This window comes from Mycobacterium sp. NGS35, assembly GCF_059812855.1.
The window spans coordinates 89,413-111,035 of record NZ_JCALDL010000008.1; the positions used below are offsets into that span (position 1 = coordinate 89,413).

Consider the following 21,623-nt stretch of genomic DNA (forward strand, 5'->3'; position numbering starts at 1 on the left):
AACGCCTGTATGTCATACCTGACGAATGATCGAGGTCGTCCTGCTCGGCACCGGCGGCCCCATTCCCGACCCGCACCGCGCAGGCCCGTCGACACTCGTCCGCGCAGGCGGTCAGACGATGCTCGTCGACTGCGGGCGCGGTGTGCTGCAACGGGCGGCGGCCGTCGGTGTCCAGGCGAACGAGCTGAGTGCATTGCTGCTGACCCATCTGCACAGCGACCACATCACCGATCTCGGCGACGTGCTGATCACCCGATGGGTGACAACGTTCGCGTCGGATCCGGCGCCGTTGCCGATCATCGGACCGCCGGGCACCGCCGACGTCGTGGACGCGATCCTCAAGGCGTTCGGCCCTGATATCGGCTACCGCATCGCCCACCACGCCGACCTCACCGAACCGCCGGGCGTCGACGTGCACGAGCATGTCGAGGGTCTGGTGTGGGACCGCGAAGGAGTGCGGGTCACCGTGGCGCCCACGGATCATCGGCCGGTAGTACCGACGATCGCGTTCCGCATCAGCTATGAACGCGCCTCGGTGGTGCTGGCCGGTGACACCGTGCCGTGCGCCACCCTCGACGAGCTGGCATCAGGCGCAGAGGCCATGGTGCACACGGTGATTCGCAAGGATCTGCTGAAAGGCGTTGCGCAGCAGCGGATTCGTGACATCTGCGACTACCACTCATCGGTGGAAGAGGCCGCGGCCACCGCGGCGCGAGCGGGGGTCGGCACGCTGGTGCTCACGCATTACGTGCCGCCGCTGGCGCCCGGGCAGGAGGACGACTGGCGCACCAAGGCGGCGTCGGTGTTCGACGGGCGAATCGAGATCGGCCCGGACCTGCACCGCGTGGAAGTGCACGCTACTAGCTGACAGTCGCCAACTGCTCCGCCGCCGCAGCCACGACATCACAGTCCTCGAGAGTCCAGGGGCGACCACGGGTGATCAGCACGGCGTGTTGCATGCCGAGCGTGTGGAGGCGGCGGCAGCGATCGACCAGCGACCGGACGGTGTCGCCGTCGAATGCAGTAGTGACCGTGCGCTCGATTTGCTCATACGGACGACCAGCCTTAGCGCAATGGTGTTGCAGCACATCGACTTTGCGCTGCAGCGTCTGACCGCCGTCGGGGACATCGAATAGGTTGCAGGCGTCGGCATATTCGGCGACCAACCGCAACGTGTGATGCTCCCCCGCCCCGCCGATCAGAATCGGAAGCCGTCCGTTCGCCGGTTGCGGTTGTCCGACCGGGTGCTCTGCCTGCACGTGGCGGCCGTGAAACGCCGACTCGTTTCCCCGCCACATCTGAGAGGCGAGTTGCAGTAGGTCCGTCAGCCATTCGAACCGCGCCGCTGTCGCAGGCAGGTGAAGACCCATCGCCCGGGCCTCGTCGTGGTTGTAGCCGGCGCCGACGCCGAACCACATGCGGCCGCGTGACAGCACGTCGAGTGTGGTGACGGCCTTGACCAGCAGAGCCGGCGCGCGGAACGTCACCGGCGTTACCAGCGTGCCGAGCCGCAATCGCGTGGTCTGGGCCGCCAGGAACCCGAGGGTGGCGTACGCCTCGAGCATCGGATCGCTGAGATCGGCGGCCGGGTCGGCTTGTATGAGATGGTCGGCGACCCACAACGTGTCCACCGCGGCGTCGTCGAGGCGTCGCGCCAGTGCGGCGATGTGTTCGGGGATTGCCACGACCGGCCACGAGTAGTTGGTGAGGCTCACGCTGAGTTTCACGACGCGACCGTCCTGTGAGGGCGCCGCAGCGGAAGCAGCGCGCCGGCGGCGACCAGCCACAGCAGCCCGGGAACGCGGGCAATCGGCAAGAGAACCATGAGCGGAGGCCAGATCAGCACCAGCGCGGTGACCTCCGCCAGCGCAGCGATGACGACGCCTGTCCCGGCCACCGCTCTGGGCAGCAGGTCCAGGATCAGGCTGGGGACCGCGATGCCGGCGATGAGCAGGCCGAGCAGCATCACGTGGGCCGGTCCGCCGGTGAGGAAGACCAGGTAGTAGACCGTTCGCGCCAGCGGCTCCTCGGCGCTCACCTCGTGGCGCGATAGCAGCCAAAGCACGAGGCCGCCAAGGCCGAGCGCACCGGCGGCCAGGATGCCGGCCGCCAGCGCGATCGTCGCGCCAGCGACGGTGACCCCCAACCGGCGCAAGCGGGCACTGGCCGTCGCGGCGTATATGGCCAGTGTCACCGAGGAACCGAAAACGCCCACCGCGGCAGTCTGCGCTGCCGCCGAATGTGTGGTGAAAAAGTCGCTGACCGAGGTGCCCGGCGCGAACGGCGACGGCGGCACGCCGGCTAGCGCAACGCCGATGGCGATGCCGCCGACCAAAAGCACGAAGGATAAGACCGCCAGCACCGCCAACGGCGGGCCGCCTTCTAGTGGCCGGGATCGAGTCGAATCGTTCATATCTTGAACGATAGGCCGCATTGTGCGGAAGGCGCAACGTTCAGCATGTGAATGATTTACTCGATGTACTATGGTGGCATGTCGTCGGCCAGTGATCATGGCGGCGTGGCGTTCCTGCTGGCGCAGTTGGGCGCGCACGCTGCCGAGCAGTTCAGCAAGCGCGCCGCGGCGCTCGACCTGACCCCGCCACAGGTGGGCATCCTGCGGGCGATCGCTGCTGCCCCCGGCCGAAGCCAGCAAGCTTTGAGCATTCAGCTGCAAATGCTGCCTAGCCGAGTGGTCGCGTTCGTCGACCAGCTCGAGAATCGCGGCTATGTCGAGCGGCGCCCCAACCCCGACGACCGTCGGCAATATGCGCTGTATCTCACGGCCGCGGGAAAAGAGTTGATGCACAAGCTTTCCCGCATCATCGGCCAGCATGAGCGTGCGATCACCAAAGGCCTCGACGAGTCGCAGCGGACACAGCTGCGCGAGCTGCTGATTGCGCTCGCCGAACAGCAAGGCTTACAGCCCGGTGTACATCCCGGGTACCGGCGCATCGGCCGCTAGGCCAGCCTGGTGATCTCCACGATGACGTCGAGGTCGGTGGACCCGCCGCCGGAGTAGATGCCTTTGAGTGGAGTGACGTCGGCGTAGTCACGGCCGACCCCGACGGTCACGTACTGCTCGTTGATCTCCTTGTCGTTGGTGGGGTCGAAGTTCCACCAGGCGCCGGTCCACGCCTGGATCCAGGCGTGACTCTGCCCGTCGACCGTCTCGCCGACGGTCGCCTTGCGGCGCGGATGCAGATAACCGGAGACGTAGCGGGACGGAATTCCCATGCTGCGCAACAAAACAAGCGTCAGATGGGCGAAATCCTGACACACCCCTTTACCTTCGCGCAGCGCGTCGAGCGCCGACGAATGCACACCAGTGCTGCCCGCGACGTAATCGAGTTCGCTTTGCACCCACTCCGCTGCGGCGATCACCGCTTCCTGCGGATCGTGGTACTTGGCGATCCGCTCCCCCACCCGCTGCAGCCTTTTGCTTCTCGGGGTGTAGCGCGTTGGACTGAGCACTTCGTCGAACCTGTCGATCACCGTCTCGCTTCTGAGCTCGTCCCACGTGACCTTCTCCGACGGCGGCTCGGCCTTCTCGGTTTCGACGACGCTCGAGGCGGTGACCTCGAGCTCGGTGTGCGGCGCGTGCAGATCGAACGCCGTCACCGCGGTTCCCCAGTAGTCGATATAGCGGTACGACCTTGTCGCAGGGACGGTTTCGACGCGGCTGAGGATCACGTTCTGCCGGTTGTCGGATCGTGGGGTCAGTCGGGCCTCGTTGAACGACGCGGTGGCCGGTGACTTGTACGCATAACCGGTCGAGTGCACCACCCGAAGCCGCCACATCAGCCGCTCCTCTTCGCCATAGCGCTCGTCACTAGATTTCCCCGTCTTCGATCACCAGCGCACCGTTACGGCCCGCGTCGCTCCACGCGACCCACGGTGCGGCGTGAAAGTACTGCAGCGCCAACGCCTCTCCGAGCTCCCGGCAGGTCTTCTGCAAACCTGCGAGGCGTTCTTCCAGCGAGTCGAGCAGCACGCCGGGCCGCAGGAACTCCAGCTCGCTTCGAGCCCGGCCAAGCAGCCGCTGAGCCTCCGCCGTCGCGCCCACGCGACTGTGCGGGCGGTGGTCGAGTTCGTCGAGATTGTGCTCGGCCAGCTTCAGCGAGTAGAACACCGACCGGGGGAAGAGCCGGTCCAGCAGCATGAATTCGACCACCCGGCTGGCGTCGAGCACGCCGCGGTAGGTCCGCAGATAGGTGTCGTGGGCGCCGGCTGAGCGCAGCAGCGTAACCCACGCCGGCGAGTCTGCGCTGTCGCCCACCCGCGACAGCAGCAACCGCACGGTCATGTCGACGCGTTCGATGGCTCGGCCCAGCACCATGAACCGGTAGCCGTCGTCGCGGGACAGCGTCGAGTCGGCAAGCCCGGCGAACATCGCGGCGCGCCCCTCGACGAACGAGAAAAACTCGTGCGGCCCAAGGCGTTTCGCCGCGCGTTCACGTTCCGGCAAGGCGTTGTAGGTGGAGTTGAGGCATTCCCACAGCTCTGTCGAGGTCACCTCACGTGCGGACCGGGCGTTCTCGCGCGCCGCCGAGATCGCGTCGACGATCGAGCAGCCACCTTCGAGATTGCGGGTGAACGCGACGAGGTCGGTGAGCGACCAGACGTTGAGCGGCGCATCGGGCGGGTTAACGCCCAAGACCCGCAACAGCACGCGCGAGGTGTGGTCTGGGTCCACGCTGGAATCCTCGAGCAGCTGATGCACGGTGACGTCGAGGATGCGGGCGGTGTCGTCGGCGCGTTCGACGTAACGGCCGATCCAGTACAGGGCTTCGGCATTGCGCGCCAACATGACTGGCTCCTCCCGCTACTGCTGCTGTTGTTGCTGCTGCTGTTGTGACGATGTGAGGCCCGGCCCCATCTCCGTGGGTGACGGCACCTGAGCGTCGCGCGGCAGCTTGCGCAGCACTTCCGCAGCGGCCAATTCACGGTCGGCGCCGGAGGTGCGTGAGGCCAGCACCCAGGTGTCCTTCGAACCGCCGCCCTGGCTGGAGTTCACCACCAACGACCCTTCGGTGAGCGCGACGCGGGTCAGCCCGCCCGGCAGCACCCACACGTCGTCGCCGTCGTTGACCGCGAACGGGCGCAGGTCGACGTGCCGGGGCGCGAGGTGATCGCCGACCTGGGTGGGCACCGTCGACAGCTGCACCACGGGCTGGGCGATCCAGCCGCGGGGGTCGTTGCGGATCTTCTTCGCCGCTGCGGCGAGCTCACGCTCGGTCGCGTCGGGGCCAAACACAATCCCGTAGCCGCCTGACCCCTCGACGGGTTTGACCACCAGCTCGTGGATGCGGTCGAGCACCTCTTCACGTTCGTCGTCGAGCCAACACCGGTACGTGTCGACGTTGGCCAGCAACGGTTTTTCGCCGAGGTAGTAGTCGATGATGGTCGGCACGTAGGTGTAGATGAGCTTGTCGTCGCCCACGCCGTTGCCCACCGCGCTGGAGATCGCCACGTTGCCGGCGCGTGCGGCGTTGAGCAGTCCGGCGACACCCAGCACCGAATCGGGCCGGAACTGCATCGGGTCGAGGAAGTCGTCGTCGATGCGCCGGTAGATGACGTCGACCTGCCGCTCGCCTTCGGTGGTGCGCATGTACACCTGGTTGTCGCGGCAGAACAGGTCGCGGCCCTCGACGAGTTCGACGCCCATCTGCCGGGCGAGCAGCGAGTGCTCGAAGTAGGCGGAGTTGTAGACGCCGGGGGTGAGCACGACGATGGTCGGGTCGGCTTCGTTGGTGGCGGCCGACTTGCGCAATGCCCGCAGCAGATGTGACGAGTAATCACCGACCGAGCGAACCCTGTTGGTAGCGAACAGTTTTGGGAACACCCGGGCCATCGTGCGGCGGTTCTCCATCACGTAGGACACCCCGGACGGCGAGCGCAGGTTGTCTTCGAGCACGCGGAAGGTACCCGTCTCGTCGCGAACCAGGTCGATGCCGGCGACGTGGATGCGCACCCCGTTGGGTGGGTTGATGCCCGCGGCCTCACGGTGGAAGTGTTTGCAGGACGTGACGAGCCGGCGCGGGATCACCCCGTCGCGCAGGATGTTCTGCTCGCCGTAGATGTCGTCGAGGTAGAGCTCCAGCGCTTTGACGCGCTGAGTGATGCCGCGTTCCAGCCGCGACCATTCCGCGGCGGAGATGACGCGCGGAACGAGATCGAGCGGAAACGGCCGCTCCTGGCCGGACAAAGAAAAGGTGATGCCCTGGTCGATGAACGCCCGGCCGAGCGCCTCAGAGCGGGCGGCCAGCTCTGAGGCGTCCGACGGCGCGAGCTCGGCGTAGATGCCCCGGTAGGGCGCACGCACCGCGCCGCTGCTGTCGAACATCTCGTCGAACGCCGCCGCGTACGGTCCGCGTTTGCGGTAGCCCTGGAAGATTCCTTCGAATCTCCTCGCCGACTGGGTGCGGGCGGCGTGCCCGTTGGTGCTTGTCCTCTCCTTCGTCGGCACATTGCTCACCTTTGACATGCTGCCGCACTCCCGTCGTTTTCGCAGGCCAGCGCCCCGCGCTTTGTTGTGGACGTGCGCTGGCTGATATTCTGGGCTCTCGCTGCCGGCTCGGCGGCACATCCAGACTCTAGGAATACGAAGGAACTCACGCGTGGCCAACATCAAGTCGCAGGAGAAGCGCAATCGCACCAATGAGCGCCGCAGACTGCGCAACAAGTCGGTGAAGTCCTCACTTCACACGGCGATCCGTGCGTTCCGGGAGGCTGCCGAGGCTGGTGACAAGGACAAGGCCACCGAGCTGGCCCGCGCCGCCAGCCGCAAGTTGGACAAGGCCGCCAGCAAGGGCGTCATCCACAAGAATCAGGCCGCCAACCGCAAGTCGGCGCTCTCGTTGGCGCTGAACAAGCTCTGAGTCGGCGTTAGCGGCGCGCCGGCCGCGCCAGCTCGGCGACGCGCCGAGTCGCAGCTTCCAACACGTAGTCGGCGTCAGCCGCCGCTCCCTTGACGTCCGCGTTCAGCGCGGCGACCAGTTGCAACGCTTCCGCGACGGATTCCGTCGACCATCCGCGGGCCTGCCGCTGCGCCTTCTTCACCCGCCACGGCGGCATCCCGAGCTCGCCGGCCAGCCGGAACGGATCACCGGACAGCGGCCCCACCCGAGCGATGCAGTGCACCGCCTCGGCCAGGGCGTCCGCGAGCACGACCCGAGGTTCGCCGCGGATCATCGCCCAGCGCAGGGCCTCGACCGCCCCGGCCACGTCACCGACCACCGCCTTGTCTGCGATGTCGAAACCCTTCACTTCAGCCCGGCCGCTGTAGTAGCGGCGCACGGCGGCCACGTCGACGTCACCGCCGGTGTCGGCGATCAACTGCGAGCAGGCCGTGGCGAGCTCGCGCAGGTCCGAGCCCACCGCGTCGATGATCGCGGCGACCACGTCATCGTCGGCGTCGACTCGTTGGGCGCGGAATTCGCGGCGGACGAAGTCGACGCGCTCGCCTGCCTTGGTGATCCGCGGGCACGGGTGCACCGCGGCGCCGAGTTTGCGCAGCTGGTCCGCCAGCGCCTTGGCGCGGCCGCCCCCGGAGTGGACGACGACGAGAACGGTGCCGGCGGGCAACTCGGCCGCGGCGTTCGCGATCAGCGTCACCGCGTCCTTGCCCGCCTCGGCCGCGGCCTCGAGGACGACCACCCGTTCGTCGGCGAACAGCGACGGGCTCAGCAGCTCCGCCAGTTCACTGGTGGTGACCTCCCCGGCGCGCAGCCGGCTTTCCGGCACCTCGGCCGTGCCGGCCTGGGCGCGGACCTCCCGCAGCACCGCCGCGATTGCCCGCTCGACGAGCAGTTCTTCGTCCCCCAGCACCAGATGCAGACCGGGTCTCACGCTCACTCGACGATCGTGCCACGGCTGCCCGACACCCCCGCTTCCACCGTGCGACGAGCCACCACAAGGCCACCGCGCCGAGCGCGCCGGCGGTGACGACGATCGCGCCGGGCAGTTGAGAGGGCACGGCTACAGTCGCGCCCGGCAGCCCGCCGGCCCACCGCGCGACGCTGAGCAGCCACCACAATTCAGGCCCGGTGAACCGGATCAGCAGCTGCGCTGCGCCGGGCCACACAAGGGCTAGCACGGCGGCGGCGGTGCCCGCGACCGTGATCGGTGGGATCACGGCGGTGACCGCGATGTTGGCCAGCACCGATATGACGCTGACCCGGCCGCTGATCGCGGCGATCAACGGGGCAGTCACCAGCTGCGCGGCCGTCGCGACGCACAACGCGTCGGCCAACAGCTTCGGCCACCCTCTGGCGACAAGCCGCCGAGACCACACCGGCGCGACGACGATCAGCGCCGCGGTTGCCGTCACCGACAGCGCAAAGCCCAAGTCGACCGCCATTTCCGGCGCGGCGATCATCAGCACGATGACGGTTGCCGACAGCGCGGGCATCGCGTGGCGCCGCCGGTGGGTGAGCACGCCGAGCAGCCCGATCGCGCCCATCACCGCCGCACGCAGCACGCTGGCGGACGGCTGCACCACGACCACAAAGCCCACGAGCGCGACTGCCGCCAGCGCGACGGCCGCCCGCGGCCCGACGAGCCTTGCCAGGAGGAGAACCGCGCCGCAGACGATCGTCACGTTCGCTCCCGACACCGCGGTCAGGTGCGTCAGCCCTGCGGCCCGAAACGACGCCACGGTCTCCGGCGGCAGGGTCGACGTGTCGCCGAGCACCAGCGCCGGTAGTGCGGCGGCTTGCTCGGCCGGCAGCTGGGATCGCGCGGCGTCGGCGAATTGCCGGCGCACTGAGTGGGCGGCACGCTGCGCCGGCGACGCTTCACCCAGCGTCGGCGTGCCTTCCGCCGAGAGCACCGCGACGCTCAAGTCCCGCCGCTTGGGTCGCCCGACGATCGCACGGAAACTGGCCGGCCGGCCCGCGGTCAGCTCGGCGAAGGCGCGGGCCGACGCGAACACCGTGACGCGGCCTGACACGTCGTCGTCACCGATTCGCCTGAGGGCACCGCGGAACACCACCCGTCCGCCGTCACGCACTGGGCGGGGTTGCTCGCTGGCGGTGACGGTGACCATCGCAGATCGCCCGTACAACTCGGTGAGCGGATGGTGCTCGACCGCGTCGACCCGGACCGCGGCCGCCCAGCTGAAACCGGCACCGACCACCGCGGCGCCCAGAACCACCGCCGAAACCGTCGACGGGCGGACGTCACGGCGGCGAGCGCGCCAGCCCGCCACGGCAGCAGCGATCGCGACAAGAGTGCACACCAGCGCCGCAACGTTTCCACCGCGCCAGACGATCGCGATCGCTGTCACCGCCCAGCACGTCAAGGCCGCCGGCGCGAGCCTCAGGTCGATGGGCGCAGTGTCCACGCGAATCGCCGGCCCGGCTCATACCCGCACCAGATTCCGCAGTTTCTCCAAGCGCGCAGGGCCGATGCCGTCGACCTCCCCCAACTGGTCGACGCTGGTGAACTTTCCGTTGGCGTCGCGCCACGCCACGATGGCCGCCGCAGTCACCGGGCCGACCCCGGGCAGGGCGTCGAGTTGTTCCACCGTGGCGGTGTTGAGGTCGACCGGGCCCGCCGACGTTCCGCTTGCCGGTCCACGTGATGGCCCGCTCGCTGGTTTGGATGGACTCGGCGACGCTGATGTGCCAGACGCGGGTGTCACGCCACTGCCCAGCTTGGTCGGCTGGCCGGGTGCCGGCGCGATTCCGACGACGATCTGCTGGCCGTCGGTCACCCGCTGAGCCATGTTGAGACCGATGAGGTCGGCGCCCTCGAGCGTGCCGCCGGCGGCTGTCACCGCATCGGCGATCCGAGCGCCGGGCTGCAGCGTGACCAGGCCCGGTTTGTGCACAAGTCCCACGACGCTGACGACCGCCGGCGCATCGGGCGCGGGACTCGGCGCGCTGGAGCTCGGTTTGGGCGCGGCCGACGAGACCATCTGCACCGGCGGCAGTTTCGCCGACACGACCGGCGGCGGCTTGTCCCGCATCATCGCGAACACAGTGACCATCACGGCGATCACCGCGACTGCCGCCAGCGCGAACAACCCCGCACGTCCGGGGTCGGCTCTGATGGCAGCCAGCCAGGCGGGGCCGGTGTCCGGCGCGGTCGCCGGCAACCACCTCGACAGGGACTCATTGGCCTCGGCACCGTCGTCGTCGCTGTCGGATTCGGGTGCCGTACCCAGCCGCCGGTGCAGCCGCTCTGCGGGCAGTTCGGTTCGCATGCCGCAACGGTAAGAATCGACGGCGACACGTGCCGTGCCGCCGAGGCCGCACGATGCCGCGCTGTGGATGAAATGCAGGCTGTGGACAAAGCTCACGGAGCAGTAGCAGATCGCCGCGACCGACCACGCATACTCGCAGTCATGACGAATCTGCCGAGCCGCCCCCTTCGCGTCATCCAATGGACCACCGGCAACATCGGGCGACGTTCGTTGCACGCGATCATCGGTCGCCCGGACATGGAGCTCGTGGGGGTGTATGCGCACGGAGCGGACAAGGTGGGCAAGGACGCGGCCGAGTTGTGCGGCTGGCCGCAACCGACAGGAGTCGCGGCCACCAACGACATCGAGACGCTCATCAGACTCGAACCCGACGCGTGCTGCTACAACCCGCTGTGGCCCAACATCGACGAGCTCGTTCGGCTACTCGAAGCGGGCATCAATGTGTGCTCGAGCGCGGCGTGGATCACCGGTGGCAAGCAGACGCCCGAGGATCGTGACCGCATCAGAAGGGCTTGTCTGCAAGGCAATTCGACGATGTTCGGTAGCGGTGCCCACCCCGGGATGAGCAATCTGGTGGGCATGGTCCTCAGCGGCTCGTGTGAACGCGTCGACGAGATCAAGATCACCGAGTCGGTGGACTGCTCGACGTACGAATCCGCCGAGACCCAGAAGGCGATGGGTTTCTCACAGTCGCCCGATACGCCCGGACTGGCCGAGAGTGTGCGCAGAGAAAGCGAGGTGTTCGCGGAGTCGGCCGCGATGATGGCCGACGCGATGGGCGTCAGGCTCGACAGGATGACGTTCGACGTGACGTTCACTGCCGCGACCGGCGACTCGGACTTGGGCTTCATGCAGATTCCCGAAGGCACCGTCGCCGGAGTGTTCGGCTATCACCGCGGCTGGGTCGGTGAGCGCAACATCGTCAGCGTCGGGTTCAACTGGATCATGGGATCGCATGTGACCCCGCCCAAGCCGCTCGAGCACGGCCACGTCGTGCAGGTCTTCGGGCTGCCCAACATGCGGACCGTCATCCACTGCCTGCCGCCGAAGGACTGGACAGAACCCGGCTTCATGGGCCTGGGCATGATCTACACCGCGATGCCGGTGACAAACGCAGTGCCGAAAGTCGTTGCCGCCGAACCGGGCATCGTCACTCTGGCCGATCTGCCACCGATCACCGGTCGGCCGGCGGTGTGAGCTCAGAAATCGGCGATCTCGACGCACACGCCGACCGCGCCCGACCCGACATGCACACCCAGCACCGGGCCCATCGGTGTCACCGTCGGCGGCTCGGCCGGATGCAGCCGGGCGATCAATTCGTGCGCGACATCATTGGCTGCGCTGACGTTGTCCATGTGATGTACGGCGACGACCACCGGCCGGTCGCCGACCTCCGCGACCACCTGGCCGACGAGAGCGTCCAGCGCCTTGCTTGCCGTGCGGACCCGTTGCGCCAGCACCAACCGCCCGTCCCGATCGATACGCAGCACTGGTTTGATGGCCAGCGCCGTGCTGAGCCACGACGCCGCGGTACCGATCCGACCGCTGCGCCGCAGGTTGTCCAAACGGTGCACCACCACGTAGCCGCGTACTCGGGAAACCGCTGAAATAGTCTGTGCCTCAACAGTATTCAGGTCAGAGCCGGAAGCTGCGGCACGCGCCGCCGCCAGCGCCACGAAACCTGTCGCCGACGCCACCGCCCGGGAATTCACCACTCGCACCGCCCCGCTGAATTGGCGGGCCACCTGCTCCGCTGACGTGACCGTGGACGACAACGCGGCCGACACGTGCACCGCCACCACGCCGTCGCCGCCACTGTCCTCGAGCGCCTGCCGGTAGGCGTTGCTCAACTCCGCAGGCGTGGCCCCCGCGGTGGTCGCCTTGGGCCGGGTGTGGATGTCGGCAGGGATCGCGTCGACGCCGTCACGGAAATCCTCACCGTCGCACAGGATGTGCAGGGGTACCTGCCGAATCCGCCATCGTTCCCGGTCGTCGTCGCACAACAGCGACGACGAGTCCGTCACCACCACCACAGCCATTGCTGTCAGCCGCGCCGCTTGTCTTGGGGCACACCGGCTTCAGCCAACGCCTTGAGCATCAACTCGGCCACCGCCTGATGGGCTTCGAAGTTCCAGTGGATGCCGTCCGGATTGCCGCGGCCCGACAACACATGTTCGGCCACCGCGGCTTTGAGGTCGACGACCGCGACACCGTGCTGGGCTGCCCATTCGGCGATCGCCGCCGCGGTGGCTTCTCGGCCGTGGTGGGCGCGGCCATAGGTGTCGGCGATGTGCACCGACGGCAGCGACGCGATGATCGGGATACCGGGGCGGTTGAAATCAATGGCGCCGCGGGTCATTTCGAGGTATTCCACCGACACGTGCGGAGGTAGGGCTGAACGCGCGATCGGTGACAGCCGGGGCTGCACCCAGCAGTAGCCGTCGCGCACCCAGCGCCGCAGCCACGACGGGCGGACGTACCGGATCATTTCGCGCAGCGCGGTGGGCAGCGGCGAAGGAAGCGAATCCATACCGCCCGTCGCAAAGATCACCGCTCCGGCCCGCGGCAGCGCCGCCCATGCCCGCGGGTCCTGGGTGGCGGCCCACCACACGTCGCGGCATGTCCATCCGATCCGGCCGATCAGCTCGACATCCCAACCCAGTTGAGCAGCAACGAGGTTGGGCCATATCCGCGGGTCGTCAGCGGGAAGCCCGCCAGAGGGGCCGTAGTAGGCCAGCGAGTCGGCGAAGATCAGCAACACAGGTCGCTGCTGCGGGGGTTCAGAGGACATCGCCGGCCACCTGGGCAGAGGCGTTCCACACGTCCAGCCGCCACCGGATGTCCTCGAACGGGGCATCCGCAGCGGAGTGCCCGGACAGCTGTGTCCAGCTGGCGTTGCCCATCCCTCCCAGGGCCGGCCAATTCTCGACGGGCAAGTCGAGCAGCTGGGCCGTCAACGCGGCTATCAGCCCGCCGTGAGCCACCAGCACCACGGCGCGATCCGGCTCGTCGACACCCCAATCACGTTGCGTGGCAACCAATTCAGCGACCAGAGGCGTGCCGCGCTGTGCCACGTCGACTCGGCTCTCACCACCGCGCGGCGCCCACGTCGCGTCGTCGCGCCAATGCATCCGGGCACCCGGCGCCACCGCGTCGACCTCGCTGTGCGTCATCCCCTGCCAGTCGCCCAGGTGCGTTTCGCGCAGCCGTTCGTCGACCAGCAGCGGTGAGCCCGTGCGCTCGGCTAGCACGGTGGCGGTGTCGTAAGCGCGGCGAAGATCCGACGACACGATGAGCAGCGGCTGAGGCTTCGCCAGTACCTCTGCCACCGCCGCTGCCTGCGCCCGACCCAGCTCGGACAGTTCGGTGTCGAGCTGACCTTGCATGCGGCTGCCGGCGTTGTACTCGGTTTGTCCGTGCCGCAGCATCACCAGCCGCCGCACCCTCACGGCGCACCGTCCAGATCAATACCGATTTGTGGGCAGTCGCGCCACAATCGGTCGAGCGCGTAGAAGTCGCGTTCGTCCTCGTGCTGGATGTGCACAACGACCTCGAGGTAATCGAGCAGTGTCCAGCGACCTTCCCGGGCACCTTCGCGGCGGGCTGGCTTGTATCCGGCGCGGCGCATCTTCTCCTCGACCTCGTCGACGATTGCGTTGACCTGCCGTTCGTTGGACGCCGAGGCGATCACGAAAGCGTCGGTGATCACCAGTTGTTCGGAGACGTCGATCACCACCACGTTGTTGGCCAGCTTCGCGGCTGCGGCGCGAGCGGCGATCGTGGCCATTTCGACGGCCTCGGGGGCTGCGGTCATAAATCACCCTCACTGCGGGAGTACAGGCCTCGCTTGGCGACGTACTGCACCACCCCGTCGGGCACGAGGTACCAGATCGGGCGGTGCTCGGCAGCCCGAGCGCGGCAGTCGGTGGAGGAAATGGCCAGCGCCGGCACCTCGAGCAGCGTGAGCGCCTCGGACGGCAGCGAGTCGAACGCTGCGATCACATGACCGCCGTCGAGCTCGTAGCCGGGCCGGCTCACCCCGATGAACCGTGCCAGCGAGAACAGCTCTTCGGCGTCCTGCCAGGTCAAGATCGATGCCAGTGCGTCCGCGCCCGTGATGAAGTACAGCTCGGTGTCGGGAAACCGGGCGTGCAGGTCTCGAAGCGTGTCTTTGGTGTAGGTGCGCCCGCCGCGGTCGATGTCGACGCGGCTGACCCAGAACCTCGGATTGCTGGCGGTTGCGATCACTGTCATCAAGTACCGGTCCTCGGCCGGCGTCACGTCACGGCCATGCTTCTGCCACGGCTCGCCGGTGGGCACGAACACCACCTCGTCGAGACTGAATCGGTCTGCGACCTCACTGGCAGCAACGAGGTGGCCGTTGTGGATGGGATCGAACGTCCCACCCATCACCCCGAGCCGCTTCGGGCCTGTCGACGCCACGTTTCGGCAGCTTACTTGCCGGGCCGGCGGACGTGAGCGCAGTGCGCCGTCAGCCCGGGCGCCATTGCCGTAGCAAACCAATTGCATTCTCAACAAATTGAAGTAACGCAATAGCGCGCCAACTACACGCGAAGGTTCGGACCGAACCAATTCAAGGCCGGCCGCCTCTCCCTTTAGAGAGCGCAAGCTGCCGAAACACCCGAAATACTCCTTGCTGTCGACAACAATCAGAAACGAGTTGAATCGAAAATCACTCGATTGCTTTCGGCTTTCTGTTAAGAATGTGCCCGTCTTGCGGTTCGGGATGAGGAGGCTGCGGTGAAAGCCGAGCACTGGAGAGCGAATTCAGGTTGTGTCCAGGCTCGAAGGTGGCTCGGCGCCATGGCCGTGCTGCTCGGCGTCTGCGCCGCCTTCGTCAACGGGACAGCGATAGCCTCCGCGGACGGCACCGCATCGGCGGGCTCGTCCTCCTCGTCGACCGGCGGCCCGGCCAAGCCTTCCGGCAGCGACACGAACACCAAGTCGTCAACGTCGGCAGGCGCCGATGCCAACGCGCCGACCGCCCCCGCCAAGGTGAACCCGGCCACGAAGACCAAGCCTTCGTCGTCGTGGGGGCGCAGCGACAAGTTGGCCGGTATCGGCACCCTGCCGTCGTCGACCACCAAGAAGAGCAAGCTGCCCAAGATCGGCGACCAGCCAGCGCAGACCGGTATCGCCGACAATCAGGCGACGCCGCAGCGCGATGCGACGGGTTCGACGCCGGTCGCGTCGTCTGCTGGCGCGGCCGGCGCTGAGCCCGCGGCCTCGGCCGCCTCCGGCACCCCGGAGACCAGCACCTCGGCCGCGGAGGGTACGACCCCGCAGGGCGATGCAACGACGGTGCAGAACGGACAGAGCGGCGCCCAGAACACGGACACGCTGCGCCGAAGCGCGGCGAAGACGGCTGCGGTTCCGCACTTCCGGCGGCTGACCCTGCCGTCCTCGCCTGCGACGAAGACCGCACCGGCGACCGGCAATACCACGACGAGTGCGTTGCGCAGCGTCGACGTCGGCACCGCCCTGGCCAGCGCGGGAACCGCCACGAAGGCCGCACTCGCGTCCGAAACGGCAACTGCGGCAACCGAACTAGGCGAGCCCGCGACCATGCCGGTAGCAGTTGCGACCGCGCCGGCTCCGGCAAAACCCGGCGTCGCAACGTCGATCCGCAACCTTGTGGCTTCGATCACCACCTCTCTGACCGGGACGCCGTCCAACCCGATCTCCGATGTCTTGCAGGGCGCCTACCTGTGGATCCGGCGCAGTTTCTACAACCAGGCACCCACCCTCAAGCCGGTGCAGACCACCGGCCAGGTCAGCGGTCCGATCACGGGCACACTGGGGGCAGCCGACGCCGAAAACGACCCGCTGAAGTACCGCATCGTCCACCAACCACTGCACGGCACCGTAGCGATCAACCCCGACGGGACCTTCACCTATACCCCGGGCTCCGGCTTCGACGGCACCGATGTGTTCACCGTTTCGGCCACCGACACTCGATCTCACGTGAACCTCGCCAACCTGAAGCAATCCCACACCGTCGAGGCGAACGTCGACATCCAGCAAGGGCCGGACCTGCACCAGCTCGATTACTCGTTCACCTACGGAAAAGGCGCGAAGTACTGGACTCCGCAGGCAAGAACGGAATTGGAATACGCGGCCAAAGTGCTTTCGACCTACTTCACGGTGACGTCGCCGGTGACGCTCAACTACGACGTCACGGGCAGCTACTGGCTGAAATACATTCGCAAGACCAAGTGCGACTTCGCGGACTGCTCGGAGCTCGCCTCCGCCTTGAGTCCGCCGGTCCGCGAAGCCCCCGGCTTCTACGACACCGTCGTCCAGAACAAGATCACCACCGGCGTGGACGCCAACGGTTCCGCTCCCGACGGCGAAATAGACTTCAACTTCGCATACCGCTGGGGCATGGGTGACACAGTCAGTCGGACTCAGTACGATTTCGTGTCCACAGCGATGCACGAAATGTTGCACACCTTCGGATTCGCATCGAAGGTATCGGAGCCGGGCGAGAACACCGGCCAAACGTGGAATATCTTCGACCAGTACATTTCGGACTCGACCGGTAACCGGGCGATCGACAGCACTGATTACAAGTGGAACTCCACTTTCGATCCGAACTTGGAGGGCGACAACGGCGGCCTCTACTTCGCCGGACAAAACGCAGAAGCCGCATATGGCGGACCAGTCCCGATCTACACACCGAAACCGTTCTCGGCCGGCAGCTCGATATCACACCTGGACGACGACACTTTCACCAACAAAGACCCGGACGCCGCCAACGCCATGAAGCTGATGAACTCCGCGACGCCCAAAGGGCTGGGTGTGCGCACCCTCAGCGCCGTCGAGATCGGGATCCTCGAAGACCTCGGCTACACCATGGGTGCCCCGGTGGCGTCATCACCGCAGCAAGACGTGCAAGACGTCGCGTAGCAGCCTCAGACCGGCAGCAGCCCGTCGATGACCTCGGCAAGCTGCTTGGCGTTGCGGCACTCGTGCATCGGGATCACGTCCTGATAGCGCGGCACCGCGGAATCGCCGCTGCCCCACAGGTGCCGCGGCTCTGGATTCAGCCAGTGCGCGTGCCGGCTCTCGGTCACCATCCGGTGCAGCACGTCGACCTCGGGATTGCGGTAGTTGTTGCGCCCGTCGCCCAGCACCAGCAACGAGCTGCGCGGTGACAGCACCGTCGGGTACTTCTCGGTGAACGAGGTGAACGCGTGGCCGTAGTCGCTGTGCCCGTCGCGGGTGTAGACGCCCGACTCCCGGGTGATCTGCTGTACGGCCATCGCGAGGTCCGCCTCGGGACCGAACAGGTGAGTCACCTCGTCGGTGGTGTCGATGAACGCGAACACCCGCACCCGCGAAAACTGCTGTCGCAGAGCGTGAACGAGCAGCAGGGTGAAGTGGCTGAAGCCCGCCACCGAGCCGGACACGTCGCACAGCACCACGAGTTCCGGACGCGCCGGACGCGGCTTGCGCAACACCACGTCGATCGGCACACCACCGGTGTTCATCGACTTGCGCAGCGTCTTGCGCAGATCGATCTCACCGGCTCGGGAGCGACGACGCCGCGCCGCCAGCCGGGTGGCCAGAGTCCGCGCCAGCGGTGCAACCACACGTCGCATCTGGCGCAGCTGCTCGCCGGACGCACGTAAGAACTCGACGTTCTCCGACAACTGCGGGATGCCGTACATCGCCACGTGGTCGCGACCCAGCTGCTCGGCGGTGCGCCGCTTGGTCTCGGCTTCCACCATCTTGCGTAGCCGCGAGATCCGCTGTGACGCAATCGCTTTGGCGATCTGCTCTTGTGAGGGACTCGGCTCTTCGCCGTACGGCGCGAGCAGCCCGGCCAGCAGCCGGCCCTCCAATTGGTCCAGCGCCATCGCCTTGAGCGCCTGATACGACGAGTACGACGGCCCGCGGCTCGATGTGTACCGACCGTAGGCCTCGACGATGTGCGCGACGAGCGCCGCCATCCGCTCGTCGCGACCTTCCGGATCTCCGGTGCCCTTGAGCAGTTCGACGAGCTGGGCCCGCAACTCGTCGATGTCGTCAGGTGACGGGGCGTCGTCGTCTTCGACAACGACCGCGGCACGGGTGCCCAGCGCCGCCGGGAACCACAGGTCGAACATCGCGTCATAGGTGTCGCGGTGATCCGGCCGGCGCAGCACCGCGCAGGCGATGCCCTCACGAAGCGCATCGCGGTCACCCAGTCCCAGCACACTCATCACCCGGCCGGCGTCGACCGTCTCCGACGGACCGACCGAAATACCTTGCGCCCGAAGCGCTTCGACGAACCCGACGAGATGGCCGGGGATGCCGTGCGGCGCGAGAGGCTGCGGCGGGCGGGTCCGGCGAGCGGCCATCAGTTCAGCCTCAACTCCCCCGCCGCGCGGTTCAGGTCGGACTGGTGCTTGAGCACCACGCCCAGCGTCGACGCGATGGTCGCGTCGTCGATGGTGTCCAGTCCCAGTGCCAGCAGCGTGCGGCCCCAGTCGATGGTCTCGGCCACCGACGGCAACTTCTTCAGCTGCATGCCGCGCATCACGCCGATGATGCGCACCAGCTCCTCGGCGAGATGTTCGGGAAGCTCGGGAACCCGCGACAACAGGATCCTCCGCTCGAGATCGGGGTCGGGAAAGTTGATGTGCAAGAACAGGCATCGGCGCTTGAGCGCTTCGGACAGCTCGCGGGTGGCGTTGGAGGTCAGCACGACGAACGGCGGCCGCTCGGCGACGATGGTGCCCAGTTCGGGAACGGTGACCGCGAAGTCGGACAGCACCTCCAGCAGCAGACCTTCGATTTCGATGTCGGCCTTGTCGGTCTCGTCGACCAGCAGCACCGTCGGCTCGGTGCGGCGGATCGCGGTCAGCAGCGGACGCGACAGGAGGAACTCCTCCGAGAACACGTCGGTCTTGGTGTGCTCCCAGTCGCCACCGCCGGCTGAGCCGGCAATCCCATCACGGCCAGCTTGGATGCGCAGGATTTGCTTGGCGTGGTTCCACTCGTACAGTGCCCGTGACTCGTCGACGCCCTCATAGCACTGCAGCCGCACCAGCCCGGAGCCGGTGGCCTGCGCCACCGCCCGCGCCAGTTCGGTCTTGCCCACACCGGCGGGACCTTCGACCAGCAGCGGCTTGCCCAGCCGGTCGGCGAGGAAAACCGCTGTGGCGGTTGCGGTATCGGGCAGATACCCGGTCTCGGCGAGCCGACGTGCCACGTCGTCGATGTCGGCGAACAGCGGCGCGGGCCGCGCTGGGACGCTCATTCTTCTCCTGTCAGGCGGGGCGGGTATGACCGTCGCCCCACACGATCCATTTGGTCGAGGTCAGTTCGGGCAAGCCCATCGGACCTCGCGCGTGCAGCTTCTGCGTCGAGATGCCGATCTCGGCACCGAAGCCGAACTGCTCGCCGTCGGTGAACGCGGTCGACGCGTTGACCATCACCGCGGCCGCGTCGACTTCTTCGGTGAAGCGTTGCGCCGCAGCCAGATCCCGCGTCACGATCGCCTCGGTGTGGCCGGTGCCGTACTCGTTGACGTGGCCGATCGCGGCCTCCAAGCCGTCGACCACCGCCACCGCGATGTCCATCGACAAGTATTCCCTGCGCAGGTCGTCCTCATCGGAGTGGACGGATACGCCGGCCGCTTCCAATGCGCCGGTGAGCCGGGGCAGCGCCGTGTCCGCGATCGCCGCGTCCACCAGAAGTGTCTCGGCGGCATTGCAGACGCTGGGCCGACGGGTCTTGGCGTTCAACAGAATTCGTTCCGCGACGTCGAGATCGGCGGCCTCGTGGACGTACACGTGGCAGTTGCCGACGCCTGTCTCGATGGTGGGCACCTGCGCATCACGCACCACCGCGTCGATCAATCCGGCGCCGCCACGCGGAATCACGACGTCGACCAGCCCGCGGGCCTGAATCAAATGCGTCACGGTGGACCTGTCTTCGGCGGACAACAGCTGCACGGCATCAGCGGGCAGGTTCTCCGTGGCCAGCGCGGCGCGCAGGATGTTCACCAGCGCGGTGTTGGAATGCGACGCCGACGAGCTGCCGCGCAGCAGCACCGCGTTGCCGGACTTCAGCGTGAGGCCGAACGCGTCGACGGTCACATTGGGCCGGCTCTCGTAGACGATGCCGACCACCCCGAACGGCACCCGCTGCTGGCGCAGTTGCAGCCCGTTGGGCAGGGTGCGCCCACGCAGCACCTCACCGATCGGGTCGGCCAGACCAGCGACCTGTCGCAGGCCGGCAGCGATGCCGTCGACGCGCTGCGGGTTCAGCGCCAGCCGGTCTAGCAGCGCCTCCGAGGTGCCCGCGGCCCGCGCCGTTTCGAGATCCTCTGCGTTGGCCGCCAGAATCTGATGCATGTGCGACAGAAGCGCGTCGGCCGCGGCGTGCAGCGCGCGGTCCTTGTCAGCGGTGGACAGGGTGGCCAGCACGCGAGAAGCGACCCGCGCGCGCCGAGCCGCGTCGTGAACATGCTGGCGCAGGTCGCGCAGTGTTTCTGCCTGCACAGTCATTGATCCAGGTTAACCTGGCTGCCGTGACCCGCCTGTGCGTGGTCGGCAGCATCAATACCGATCTGACGTTCACTGTCGATGCACTACCTCGGCCAGGCGAAACCGTGCTGGCGTCGGCGCTGACGTCCGCCCCGGGCGGCAAGGGCGCCAATCAGGCGGTGGCCGCGGCCCGTGCGGGTGCCGATGTGCAGTTCGTCGGTGCGGTGGGCACCGATCCTGCGGGCGCGGTGTTAATTAACCACCTGCGCGACAACGGCGTGGGCACCGACGGGGTGATCAGGGTGCCCGGGCCCAGCGGCACAGCCGCGATCACCGTCGGCGCCGACGCGGAGAACATGATCGTTGTCGCCCCCGGCGCCAACGCCCACCTGGTGCTGGACTCTGCAGAGATGCGCGACGTCGTCGCCAACGCCGACGTGGTCCTGGTGCAGCTGGAGATTCCGAGCGCGACGGCCGTGGCGGCGGCCCGCATCGCTCGCTCGGCCGGGGCCACTGTGATCGTCAACGCGTCGCCGCCCAGCATGTCGCCGGCGGTGGCGGAGCTGTCCACGTTCGCCGACGTGGTCGTCGTCAACGAGTCCGAAGCTCGCGCTTGGCAATGGCCGGTGCCTCACTTGGTGATCACCCGCGGCGCACGCGGCGCACGCCACGTCGCCGACGGGACGCAGGTCGATGTCTCCGCGCCGTCCGTCGAGCCGGTCGACACCACCGGGGCGGGCGATGTGTTCGCGGGTGTGCTGGCCGCGGACTGGGCGGCCGGCCCTGATCGCGCGCTCAGGCGAGCGTGCGCCGCCGGTGCGCTCGCGACGTTGGTGCCCGGTGCGGGCGACTGCGCGCCGTCCGCTGAGACAATCGACGACGCGGTGCACTGAGCTGAGCCGGCCGCGAGCGTGAAC

General features: G+C 67.5%; 22 protein-coding genes. 6 read left to right on the forward strand and 16 right to left on the reverse strand.

All coding sequences use genetic code 11. The features are described 5' to 3' along the window. The first annotated feature begins 25 nt into the window (after positions 1-25). Positions 26-868, forward strand: coding sequence for a ribonuclease Z (locus AC5Y4C_RS14600; protein WP_499963809.1), 843 nt, complete (start codon positions 26-28; stop codon positions 866-868). Here AC5Y4C_RS14600 and AC5Y4C_RS14605 read toward each other — a convergent pair. Next, positions 861-1,727 carry a TIGR03560 family F420-dependent LLM class oxidoreductase gene (locus AC5Y4C_RS14605; RefSeq protein ID WP_499963807.1) on the reverse strand — a complete coding sequence of 289 codons (867 nt, stop codon included), beginning with the start codon at positions 1,725-1,727 and terminating at the stop codon, positions 861-863. The two genes, AC5Y4C_RS14600 and AC5Y4C_RS14605, sit on opposite strands and share 8 nt — an antisense overlap. Next, entirely contained in the window at positions 1,724-2,413 is a 690-nt protein-coding gene (locus AC5Y4C_RS14610) for a hypothetical protein (RefSeq protein WP_499911169.1), read from the reverse strand. Before AC5Y4C_RS14610 ends, AC5Y4C_RS14605 begins: the two co-directional genes overlap by 4 nt. Before the next feature lie 78 nt (positions 2,414-2,491). On the opposite strand from AC5Y4C_RS14610, the gene AC5Y4C_RS14615 reads away from it, so the two are divergent. After that, complete coding sequence (locus AC5Y4C_RS14615; RefSeq protein ID WP_499963805.1) at positions 2,492-2,962, forward strand: MarR family winged helix-turn-helix transcriptional regulator; 471 nt, start codon at positions 2,492-2,494, stop codon at positions 2,960-2,962. On the opposite strand, the gene AC5Y4C_RS14620 is transcribed toward AC5Y4C_RS14615, so the two are convergent. Genes AC5Y4C_RS14620 through AC5Y4C_RS14630 form a run of 3 tightly spaced genes read right to left on the reverse strand, consistent with a single transcriptional unit; the run spans position 2,959 to position 6,484 of the window. Further along, a complete protein-coding gene (locus AC5Y4C_RS14620; protein ID WP_499911173.1) occupies positions 2,959-3,798 on the reverse strand; it encodes a transglutaminase family protein in 840 nt (279 codons plus the stop codon). The two genes, AC5Y4C_RS14615 and AC5Y4C_RS14620, sit on opposite strands and share 4 nt — an antisense overlap. 31 nt (positions 3,799-3,829) lie before the next feature. Continuing rightward, positions 3,830-4,807: an alpha-E domain-containing protein gene (locus AC5Y4C_RS14625; protein WP_499911175.1), complete on the reverse strand. Its 978-nt coding sequence runs from the start codon at positions 4,805-4,807 to the stop codon at positions 3,830-3,832. A 15-nt stretch (positions 4,808-4,822) separates the two neighbouring features. After that, complete coding sequence (locus AC5Y4C_RS14630) at positions 4,823-6,484, reverse strand: circularly permuted type 2 ATP-grasp protein (RefSeq protein ID WP_499911178.1); 1,662 nt, start codon at positions 6,482-6,484, stop codon at positions 4,823-4,825. Positions 6,485-6,617: 133 nt separating this feature from the next. Between AC5Y4C_RS14630 and rpsT the strand changes: the two genes are divergently transcribed. Further along, positions 6,618-6,878, forward strand: a complete 261-nt coding sequence (gene rpsT, locus AC5Y4C_RS14635) for a 30S ribosomal protein S20 (protein ID WP_499911181.1) — start codon at positions 6,618-6,620, stop codon at positions 6,876-6,878. A 7-nt stretch (positions 6,879-6,885) separates the two neighbouring features. On the opposite strand, the gene holA is transcribed toward rpsT, so the two are convergent. The 3 genes from holA to AC5Y4C_RS14650 are packed head-to-tail and all read right to left on the reverse strand — an operon-like array spanning position 6,886 to position 10,207. Further along, positions 6,886-7,809 (reverse strand): DNA polymerase III subunit delta, encoded by a 924-nt coding sequence (gene holA, locus AC5Y4C_RS14640; RefSeq protein WP_499963854.1) that lies wholly within the window; start codon positions 7,807-7,809, stop codon positions 6,886-6,888. Further along, positions 7,700-9,322: a ComEC/Rec2 family competence protein gene (locus tag AC5Y4C_RS14645; RefSeq protein WP_499963852.1), complete on the reverse strand. Its 1,623-nt coding sequence runs from the start codon at positions 9,320-9,322 to the stop codon at positions 7,700-7,702. The genes holA and AC5Y4C_RS14645 overlap by 110 nt, the downstream gene beginning before the upstream one ends. Before the next feature lie 39 nt (positions 9,323-9,361). Continuing rightward, the gene (locus AC5Y4C_RS14650) at positions 9,362-10,207 is read right to left on the reverse strand and encodes a ComEA family DNA-binding protein (RefSeq protein WP_499963803.1); all 846 of its coding nucleotides are present in this window, start codon (positions 10,205-10,207) and stop codon (positions 9,362-9,364) included. A gap of 141 nt (positions 10,208-10,348) precedes the next feature. Here AC5Y4C_RS14650 and AC5Y4C_RS14655 point away from each other — a divergent pair, with 141 nt between their 5' ends. Beyond that, the gene (locus AC5Y4C_RS14655; RefSeq protein WP_499963801.1) at positions 10,349-11,404 is read left to right on the forward strand and encodes an NAD(P)H-dependent amine dehydrogenase family protein; all 1,056 of its coding nucleotides are present in this window, start codon (positions 10,349-10,351) and stop codon (positions 11,402-11,404) included. A gap of 2 nt (positions 11,405-11,406) precedes the next feature. Here AC5Y4C_RS14655 and AC5Y4C_RS14660 read toward each other — a convergent pair whose 3' ends face one another. From AC5Y4C_RS14660 to nadD, 5 genes are read right to left on the reverse strand one after another with little or no spacing between them, the layout of a single operon-like run. Beyond that, on the reverse strand, positions 11,407-12,246 hold the full coding sequence (locus AC5Y4C_RS14660) for a DegV family protein (protein WP_499911186.1): 840 nt from the start codon (positions 12,244-12,246) through the stop codon (positions 11,407-11,409). Positions 12,247-12,251: 5 nt separating this feature from the next. Continuing rightward, entirely contained in the window at positions 12,252-12,998 is a 747-nt protein-coding gene (gene octT / locus AC5Y4C_RS14665) for a diglucosylglycerate octanoyltransferase (protein WP_499963799.1), read from the reverse strand. After that, entirely contained in the window at positions 12,988-13,656 is a 669-nt protein-coding gene (gene gpgP, locus AC5Y4C_RS14670) for a glucosyl-3-phosphoglycerate phosphatase (protein ID WP_499911190.1), read from the reverse strand. Before gpgP ends, octT begins: the two co-directional genes overlap by 11 nt. Continuing rightward, complete coding sequence (rsfS, locus tag AC5Y4C_RS14675; protein WP_499911191.1) at positions 13,653-14,021, reverse strand: ribosome silencing factor; 369 nt, start codon at positions 14,019-14,021, stop codon at positions 13,653-13,655. The genes gpgP and rsfS overlap by 4 nt, the downstream gene beginning before the upstream one ends. Continuing rightward, a complete protein-coding gene (gene nadD, locus AC5Y4C_RS14680) occupies positions 14,018-14,650 on the reverse strand; it encodes a nicotinate-nucleotide adenylyltransferase (RefSeq protein ID WP_499963797.1) in 633 nt (210 codons plus the stop codon). The genes rsfS and nadD overlap by 4 nt, the downstream gene beginning before the upstream one ends. Before the next feature lie 381 nt (positions 14,651-15,031). Here nadD and AC5Y4C_RS14685 point away from each other — a divergent pair, with 381 nt between their 5' ends. Next, positions 15,032-17,137, forward strand: coding sequence for an Ig-like domain-containing protein (locus tag AC5Y4C_RS14685; RefSeq protein WP_499963795.1), 2,106 nt, complete (start codon positions 15,032-15,034; stop codon positions 17,135-17,137). Positions 17,138-17,142: 5 nt separating this feature from the next. Here AC5Y4C_RS14685 and AC5Y4C_RS14690 read toward each other — a convergent pair whose 3' ends face one another. From AC5Y4C_RS14690 to AC5Y4C_RS14700, 3 genes are read right to left on the reverse strand one after another with little or no spacing between them, the layout of a single operon-like run. Continuing rightward, the gene (locus AC5Y4C_RS14690) at positions 17,143-18,573 is read right to left on the reverse strand and encodes a vWA domain-containing protein (protein WP_499911196.1); all 1,431 of its coding nucleotides are present in this window, start codon (positions 18,571-18,573) and stop codon (positions 17,143-17,145) included. Further along, positions 18,573-19,475, reverse strand: coding sequence for an AAA family ATPase (locus tag AC5Y4C_RS14695; protein WP_499963793.1), 903 nt, complete (start codon positions 19,473-19,475; stop codon positions 18,573-18,575). The genes AC5Y4C_RS14690 and AC5Y4C_RS14695 overlap by 1 nt, the downstream gene beginning before the upstream one ends. Positions 19,476-19,485: 10 nt before the next feature. Further along, complete coding sequence (locus AC5Y4C_RS14700) at positions 19,486-20,727, reverse strand: glutamate-5-semialdehyde dehydrogenase (RefSeq protein ID WP_499963791.1); 1,242 nt, start codon at positions 20,725-20,727, stop codon at positions 19,486-19,488. 23 nt (positions 20,728-20,750) lie between these two features. On the opposite strand from AC5Y4C_RS14700, the gene AC5Y4C_RS14705 reads away from it, so the two are divergent. Beyond that, positions 20,751-21,599, forward strand: coding sequence for a ribokinase (locus tag AC5Y4C_RS14705; protein ID WP_499911205.1), 849 nt, complete (start codon positions 20,751-20,753; stop codon positions 21,597-21,599). The last annotated feature ends 24 nt before the right edge of the window (positions 21,600-21,623 follow it).